Source organism: Pseudomonas sp. SDT291_1_S447 (assembly GCF_054070155.1).
On sequence record NZ_JBSVXS010000204.1, the window covers coordinates 1 to 5,632 of the forward strand.

The window sequence follows — 5,632 nt, forward strand, 5'->3', positions numbered from 1 at the left end:
TCGATAGATGTATTTTCCACCTATCGGGGTGTCCGGGGAAATTAGACCACTGCAATCGAGTCAAACTAGGATTTTGAAAAGCTCACAAATCGGCTCCCTCTCCTAGGGGAGAGGGCTGGGGTGAGGGGTGAATTCACCGCCGAACTCAATGTGAAACCGGCTTAAACCTGCTTCACATTCGCCCGCGCCGTATGCAGCTTTTTATAGCTCTCGATCAAGCGCAAATGACGATCCAGCCCTTCCAGCTTCATGCTGGTCGGCGTCAACCCATAGAACCGCACGCTGCCGTTGACCGAACCAATCGCCGCGTCCATACGCTCATCGCCAAACATGCGGCGGAAGTTGGCTTCGTAGTCTTCCAGTTCCAGATCTTCGTCCAGCTCCATCTCCAGCACCACGTTGACTGCTTGATAGAACAAGCCGCGTTCGACGGTGTTGTCGTTGTACTGCAGGAACGCTTCGACCAGATCCTTGGCTTGCTCGTACTTCTGCAGCGCGAGACAGATCAGCAAGCGCAATTCCAGAATCGTCAGCTTGCCCCACGGCGTGTTGTCGTCGAACTCGACGCCGATCAGCGTGGTGATCTCGGTGTAATCGTCCTGTTCGCTGTTTTCCAGGCCTTGGGCGAGGTTGCGCAGGCCGACCTTGCTGAGGTTGTGCAGGTTGAGGATGTCGGCGCGGAATTGCAGGGCTTTGTTGGTGTTGTCCCAGATGAGGTCTTCGACCGGGTAGATCTCCGAGTAATCCGGCACGAGGATGCGGCAGGCCTTGGCACCGATGTGCTCGTAGACAGCCATGTAGACTTCTTTGCCCATGTCTTCAAGGATGCCGAACAGCGTCGCGGCTTCTTCGGCGTTGGAGTTTTCGCCTTGGCCGGAGAAGTCCCACTCGACGAATTCGAAGTCCGGTTTGGCACTGAAGAAGCGCCACGACACCACGCCGCTGGAATCGATGAAGTGCTCGACAAAGTTGTTCGGCTCGGTCACGGCCTGACCGGAGAACGTCGGCTGCGGCAAGTCGTTGAGGCCTTCGAAACTGCGGCCCTGCAACAGCTCGGTGAGGCTGCGCTCCAGCGCCACCTCCAGGCTCGGATGCGCGCCGAACGAAGCAAACACGCCGCCGGTGCGTGGGTTCATCAGGGTCACGCACATCACCGGGAATTCACCGCCCAGCGACGCATCCTTGACCAGCACCGGGAAGCCCTGCTCTTCCAGGCCTTTGATGCCGGCGAGGATGCTCGGGTATTTCTCCAGCACTTCCTGTGGCACGTCCGGCAGGGCCATTTCGCCTTCGAGGATTTCGCGCTTGACCGCGCGTTCGAAGATCTCCGACAGGCACTGCACCTGCGCTTCGGCGAGGGTGTTGCCGGCGCTCATACCGTTGCTGAGGTAAAGGTTTTCGATCAGGTTGGACGGGAAGTACACCACTTCATTGTCCGACTGGCGCACAAACGGCAACGAGCAGATGCCGCGCTGGGTGTTGCCGGAGTTGGTGTCGAACAGGTTCGAGCCACGCAATTCGCCGTCACGGTTGTAAATCTTCCGGGTGTATTCGTCGAGGATCTCGCTCGGCAACTCGTCTTTCGGGCCCGGCTTGAACCATTGCTCGTCCGGGTAATGGACGAATTCGGCGTTGGCGATCTCTTCGCCCCAGAACTGGTCGTTGTAGAAGAAGTTGCAGTTCAGGCGCTCGATGAACTCGCCCAATGCCGAGGCCAGTGCGCCCTCTTTGGTCGCGCCCTTGCCGTTGGTGAAGCACATTGGCGAATGCGCATCGCGGATGTGCAGCGACCAGACGTTAGGCACGATATTGCGCCACGAAGCGATTTCAATCTTCATGCCGAGGTCGGCGAGGATGCCCGACATGTTGGCGATGGTCTGCTCCAGCGGCAGGTCCTTGCCGGCGATGAAGGTGCCTGCGTCGGAACCGGCCACCGGCATCAACAGCGCCTGAGCATCGGCGTCGAGGTTGTCGACTTCTTCAATGATGAATTCCGGGCCGGTCTGCACGACCTTCTTCACCGTGCAGCGATCGATGGAACGCAGGATGCCCAGGCGATCTTTCTCGGAGATGTCCGCCGGCAATTCGACCTGAATCTTGAAGATCTGGTTGTAGCGGTTTTCCGGGTCGACGATGTTGTTCTGCGACAGACGAATGTTCTCAGTCGGGATGTTGCGCGTGTCGCAGTACAACTTCACAAAGTACGCCGCACACAACGCCGACGATGCCAGAAAGTAGTCGAACGGTCCCGGTGCCGAGCCATCGCCCTTGTAGCGGATGGGCTGATCGGCGATCACCGTGAAGTCGTCGAACTTGGCTTCAAGTCGAAGGTTGTCGAGAAAGTTGACCTTGATTTCCATGCGGGATTACCAGAATACGGCTAAACGAATGGCCGCCATTATCCGGTTTTTGCGCGGGAAGTCTTGCCCTTTCGGGATTGGCCGCTGATCGGCGTCCTGCTCTTGGGAAGACAAATCACGCGGGGTTCACTACGCTTTCAGAGCAGTCGCCGAGAACAATCTGAACATTGCGCCCGCGCCGTGGTTCTAGATTCAGAAGACAGCGGATCAAGGACGAGCACATGGACCTTTCCAGCTATGCAGCCCCGCTTCCACCGCGCCAGAGCGCCGTCACCCGCCGCCTGGCCTTCGCGGTCGGAGCGCTGTTTGTCAGCGGCGTGATTGCGGCAGCGGTCGCTTTGCTGGGTATCGCCGAGCGCCTGGACAGCGAAGAGATCAACAAAACCCGCTTTTACTCCGCTCGCGCGCTGGAAAACCGTATCACCGCCTCGAAAAACTACATCACCAGCTACGCCTACTGGACCACCGCCTACGAGCATTTGAGCGGTCAGGTCGACATCGACTGGGCTTACACCGAGCAGAACCTCGGCAAAACCCTGTTCACCAGTGACGGCTATGACGGCGTGTTCGTCCTCAACCGCCAAGGCACCCGTTACGCGGTGGTGCGCGGGCAAATGGTCGATGCCGAGCTGTCCGCGTTCGTTCAGGTGAGCGCCACGGAGTTACTCGATCAAGTGTTGGGCCAAGGTGATCTGACCAAACCGGTCAGCCGCTATTCACTGTTCGAAGGCTGGCCGGCGCTGGTGTCGGCGGCGGCGATCATTCCCAACGATGAGCGGCCCCTGGGCGATCCGCAGACCTCTTCGGTACTGGTGTTTGTCGACAAACTCACGCCGACCAAATTGCGTCTGATTGGCAGCGGTTACGGCTTGAACAACCTGACGCTGGCGCCGGACGAGACGATCGACCCGCAGCGCCCTCGGGTGCCGCTGGACAGCACCGGTTACAGCCTGGTCGCTGATCTGGAACGGCCCGGGCAACATTTATTGTGGTCATTGCTGCCGCCACTCGGCGCGACGATTGTGGTGCTGATGCTGCTGACCGCGTACTTCTTCCGTCACGCCTTGCGATCATCGCAGTACGTCGACCAGAGTTTTGCCGTCATGCAAACCTCCAATCAGGCGCTGGAAAACGCCAACCGGGAGCTGGAAGCCAGCGAAGAACGCTTTCGCGCGGTGGCCGAAGCGGCTTCGGACTGGATCTGGGAAGTCGATCGCGACCTGGCGCTGACGTACCTGTCGGCGCGCTTCAGCGAAGTGACCGGTTACCCGCAAACCCTGTGGCTGGGGCAAGACATCGGCCACTTGTTGAGTTGCGATACCACGCCGCTGGAACTGTGGCTGAGAAACCTGACCGAGGAGAACAGCGCCAGCGATTTACGCTGCACCTACCGTGACCACGCCGGCCAGCAACGCCACTGTCGACTGTCCGCCCGGCCGATCTTCGCCAAATACGCGGTCATCGGCTATCGCGGCACCGCCAGCGACATCACCGACGAAGTCGCCGCCCATGCGCAGATCCAGCATTTGTCGATGCACGACGCCCTCACCGGCCTGCCCAATCGCAACAAACTCGCGCGTTATCTCGATGACGCGTTGCTGCTCAAGGAACACGCGCCGCCACTGTCGTTGCTGATGATCGACCTCGATAACTTCAAACCGATCAACGATTCACTTGGCCATCCGGCCGGTGATGCCGTATTGCAGGAAGTCGCTGTGCGCCTGCGTGAATGCACCCGCGAGCATGACATCGTCGCGCGACTGGGCGGCGACGAATTCATCGTGGTGCTCAACGGCATGGACAGTCCGCACGAAATCGACAAATTCTGCACCCGTCTGATCGGCAGCCTGCATCAACCGGTGATCTTCGAGCATCATCCGCTGCATATCGGCGCCAGCATCGGCATCGCGCTCAGCCGACGCCACGGGTATGTGCCCAGCGATCTGATCCGTTATGCCGACATCGCCCTGTATCAGGCCAAGTCCGAGGGCAAGAACACCTGGTGTTATTTCGAAGCGCACATGAGCGATCAGATCCAGACGCGCCGGCAGATGGAGGATGACTTGCGTCACGCGCTCAAACACAACGAATTCATCCTGCACTATCAGCCGCGCTACAAGGTCGATGGCAAGCACATCGTTTCGGTCGAAGCGCTGGTGCGTTGGCAACACCCGACCAAGGGCTTGCTGGGTCCGGACTTGTTCATTCCATTGGCGGAGCAGACCGACCTGATCGTCCCGCTCGGGCGCTGGGTGCTGCGCGAAGCCTGCGAAACCGCGCTGGGCTGGCCGGAGGATATTCTGCTCTCGGTCAATCTGTCGCCGGCGCAGTTTGCCGTCAGCGATGTGGTCGAGGATGTTCGCGAAGTGCTGGTGCAAACCCGCTTCCCGGCCAGTCGCCTGGAGCTGGAGATTACCGAGAACGTAATGCTCAATGACACCGACGGCGCCCTGACCACCATGAATGCCCTGAAAGAGCTCGGCGTGCGCCTGAACATGGACGACTTCGGCACCGGCTATTCATCGCTGGGTTACTTGCGCGCCTATCCGTTCGACGGGATCAAGATCGACAAGCGCTTCATCGCCTCAATCAGCAGCGGCACCAATGATCGTGCGGTGGTGCAGGCGATCATCGGGTTGGGCAAAGCCATGGGCCTGACCGTGACGGCCGAAGGGGTCGAGACCGAAGAGCAACTGGATATTCTCGGGGTCGATCAATGTAACGAAGTGCAGGGTTACTTCATGAGCCGGCCGATCGACAAAGCAGCATTTGCGCGGTTATTACAAGATTCCAGAGGCGCCACCCTGAAAGCGAAGAAGGGTCGCGTGACTTGAGCGATTCAACCGTTTATTCGACTTGAGTCCGCGGTAAACACGTTGCCCGCATCACGTACCAACTGCCGCCACTCGGCGCTGGTGATCAGCCCTTGCTCCTCCATTTCATCGGCAGCCTTGAGCAGTTCGTCGTACTGTTCTTCCGGGTCCAGGCGCATCTGCGCTTGCGTCGCCAGTTTTCGCCATGCCGCCAGTTTTTCTTGTTTTTCTTGTTTGCGCTGATTGAACATCGGGGGTGATCTCGTGGGGGACTTCCTTGATAGAAAGACACGAGATCACAGTGGTTCAGCACAATCGACGGATGGACTGCTTGCTTCTAAAGGACTTGCCGATCAGCAATCATGGATACACCACTGAACCTTGTAGGAGTGAGACCGTTCGCGGTAGCGGATTGCCTGTGGCGGATGTGTTGGCTGGCACACCGCTCTCACGAGCAAG

At 58.9% G+C, this 5,632-nt stretch carries 3 protein-coding genes; 1 reads left to right on the forward strand and 2 read right to left on the reverse strand.

The features are described from left to right. Window positions 1–161: 161 nt before the first annotated feature. Entirely contained in the window at window positions 162–2,360 is a 2,199-nt protein-coding gene (locus ACW9IR_RS28490; RefSeq protein WP_457465953.1) for an OsmC domain/YcaO domain-containing protein, read from the reverse strand. A gap of 221 nt (window positions 2,361–2,581) precedes the next feature. On the opposite strand from ACW9IR_RS28490, the gene ACW9IR_RS28495 reads away from it, so the two are divergent. Further along, window positions 2,582–5,194: a bifunctional diguanylate cyclase/phosphodiesterase gene (locus ACW9IR_RS28495; protein ID WP_102899006.1), complete on the forward strand. Its 2,613-nt coding sequence runs from the start codon at window positions 2,582–2,584 to the stop codon at window positions 5,192–5,194. A gap of 5 nt (window positions 5,195–5,199) precedes the next feature. Here the strand turns inward: ACW9IR_RS28495 and ACW9IR_RS28500 are convergent, their stop codons facing one another. Further along, entirely contained in the window at window positions 5,200–5,424 is a 225-nt protein-coding gene (locus ACW9IR_RS28500) for a hypothetical protein (RefSeq protein WP_016987899.1), read from the reverse strand. Window positions 5,425–5,632 lie beyond the last annotated feature (208 nt).

Bases quoted from the DNA above. Each gene is read 5' to 3' on its own strand.
- ACW9IR_RS28490 (WP_457465953.1), bottom strand. From the start codon at position 2,360: ATGGAAATCAAGGTCAACTTTCTCGACAACCTTCGACTTGAAGCCAAG.
- ACW9IR_RS28495 (WP_102899006.1), top strand. From the start codon at position 2,582: ATGGACCTTTCCAGCTATGCAGCCCCGCTTCCACCGCGCCAGAGCGCC.
- ACW9IR_RS28500 (WP_016987899.1), bottom strand. From the start codon at position 5,424: ATGTTCAATCAGCGCAAACAAGAAAAACAAGAAAAACTGGCGGCATGG.